Below are 2,424 nucleotides of genomic sequence, written 5' to 3' on the forward strand. Positions count from 1 at the left end.
TTGATACGCTTCTGAAAAAACTGCTTTTTCACATCTGAACCAAACAGCATACCGTAACCTAATTCGCTGATACGCCCCAATCCCACACGGAAATTGAAGTTATCTCTGATACCGTCCGAGAAATACTTTGCGTCTGGACGCTGGCAGGCAATGATAAGGAAATAACCTGCTTGTCGTCCTAACATAACGATTTTCTTTAACTGGCTAAGTAAGCCCACGCTTTCTTTCGTCCCCAGCATTTCAAAAAATGCCACATATTCATCAAAGATAAGAAAGCAGGGTGGCAGTTCCAGATAGGCGTAGTTTTCGCCCGTCTTATAGTTCGGGTATCGCTTCATTTCCTCACTTCGCTGTACCATGCCCTCATAAAAGGCATTGACGCAATCTATCATTTCTTCTTTGGTGTGATACACATTCCCCATGACTGTTCCCAAGTCCGCAAGGTCACCGTTCTTCGGGTCTAAGATATAAAGGACAGCGTTGGTATGCAATAAGGCTTCAATGAGCGTCAGCAGAAAATAAGTTTTACCGCCACCAGTCCCACCAGCAATCAGAGCATGAGGAAGTGCGTCATATTCCCAGACAAGATTTTTCATCAGTCTAAGACAGCCGTTCTCTGCCCGTACTTCATCAATGGTAATGCGGTTCGCTATCATATCATAAAGCAGGGTATATTCGATATAGCCGTCATGCAGGGTCTTGTCGGTCAGCTCACAATACAAGCCACTTTCCAATTTATCCTCTAACCGTAAAAGCTGGTCTTGATATTTCCCCAGCGTAATTTCACAGCGGATATGAAGCAGTCCCTTTTCCATTTGATAATAAATCTTTGGAAACCAGACTATTTTTTCCCTTGATCTGCTTTGCAGGTCAGTAAAAAAAATGCTGTCTTGTACGGTATCAGCTTCATACCACTTGTTTTCCAGTATCATTCGTGCCAGCTTTTGACGGTGCAGTAGCTTTTTGAAACTGTCGTAACAGAAGCGGTAATACAGAAAAGCGACCAATGCACAAACACCAGTCGCTATCAGTATGGTTATGAAGTTGTAAAGGGAAAGCGTAAAGCCATTGTCTAATAAGCTGAAATGTTCCCAATCGGCACGCATGAGCTGTTTTATATTCAGTAGCAGGAGAACCGCCACGAATACAAACAGAAGCGTCCCTATGGAAAAATGATAGACAAGGTGCTTGTCGCTGGCTCTGATACGGTGTCCTTTGTTCCAAATCATACGCATAAATCAATCACTCCTTTCTGGGTATGAAAAAAGCAGTCAATCCTAAGACTAACTGCTATGTATGTATAGATATGAAATTGTGAAACTAAGATTGCATTTCAGATATGGATTTGAAACCCCTCATAGCTGAATATACCATTCCCTTGTTTTAATTTCCCTTCATTTGACAAGTTGTGAAAAGCTGTCTCTATCTTGTCAATTATAGTAACTGGAATAGATAAATGATGATGTCCTGGCAAAATTCGACTTATCTTTAAAGATTGAATTTTTCTAACAGACTTCCAAAATTCTTGTGGGTTTGTTGATGTATAAAAAGCATCAAGGCAACCGCTATATATCAAATCGCCGGAATACAGATATTTTCTATCCGCTTCATAGAAACAACAATGTCCGGGAGAATGACCGGGCGTGTGAATAACTACCAACTTTCTGTTCCCTAAGTCAATACAATCTTCATCATGTAAAATCATTTGCGGAACCCCTTGAAAAATCTGATATTTCTCTACCTTAAAATCCGAGGGGAAATCACATGGATTGCACATAATATTGTTTTTTACCACTTGCAAAGGTATAGGGAATTTGACCGATAGCCATTCTTTTTCTGCTTCATGAACTGCAATAGACCGAAAATATTTATGTCCACCGATATGATCCCAATGAACATGAGTAGTGATTACTGTAACGGGCAGTTTCGTCAATCCATCAATAACCTCTCTGATGTTGGAAACACCTAAACCTGTATCAATCAGAATGGCTCTTTTTGTCCCACACAATAGATAACAATGTGTTTCTTCCCAGTGTTTGTATTCGCTGATGACGAATGTATCTTGGTCTATTTGTTCGACGGTAAACCAACTGTCCATATACTATTCTCACTCCCTAAAAATTTTAATTTGTCGCTTTCTTCATACCCATATTATAACAGTTCCGTATATCCTCTACAACGAAAATCTATTCAGCAAGTCTATTTTTTCGGTTGTCCCTGCGGTGTATGGTTCTGTGTATTGCCTGCGTTCTGGTTGCTTTTATTCTTCAATACAATATCCTCTGCCTTTACATACCAGTCCACATCTGCACCCGTATAGGTTTTTCTTGATACCGTATCGGCTACGGGATTGACAAGCTCCACAACTGCATTGTAAGGAAATTCCCTTAACGGTACTTCTGGCGGTACAGACACGGGGATAAT

3 protein-coding genes are annotated in these 2,424 nt (G+C 40.6%); all 3 read right to left on the reverse strand.

What is annotated here, in order from left to right:
• On the reverse strand, nucleotides 1–1,235 hold a 1,235-nt coding region (locus WMO18_RS10775), incomplete at its 3' end, for an FtsK/SpoIIIE domain-containing protein (protein ID WP_367286601.1).
• Between the two features lie 98 nt (nucleotides 1,236–1,333).
• Nucleotides 1,334–2,098, reverse strand: coding sequence for an MBL fold metallo-hydrolase (locus WMO18_RS10780; protein WP_367286602.1), 765 nt, complete (start codon nucleotides 2,096–2,098; stop codon nucleotides 1,334–1,336).
• 101 nt (nucleotides 2,099–2,199) lie between these two features.
• Complete coding sequence (locus WMO18_RS10785; protein WP_021407503.1) at nucleotides 2,200–2,415, reverse strand: DUF961 family protein; 216 nt, start codon at nucleotides 2,413–2,415, stop codon at nucleotides 2,200–2,202.
• Nucleotides 2,416–2,424: the final 9 nt, after the last annotated feature.

It is taken from the genome of Ruminococcoides intestinihominis, from assembly GCF_040096285.1.
Taxonomy (GTDB): domain Bacteria; phylum Bacillota; class Clostridia; order Oscillospirales; family Acutalibacteraceae; genus Ruminococcoides; species Ruminococcoides intestinihominis.

Coding starts and splice junctions, on each gene's coding strand:
- WMO18_RS10780 (WP_367286602.1), bottom strand. CDS start 2,098: ATGGACAGTTGGTTTACCGTCGAACAAATAGACCAAGATACATTCGTC.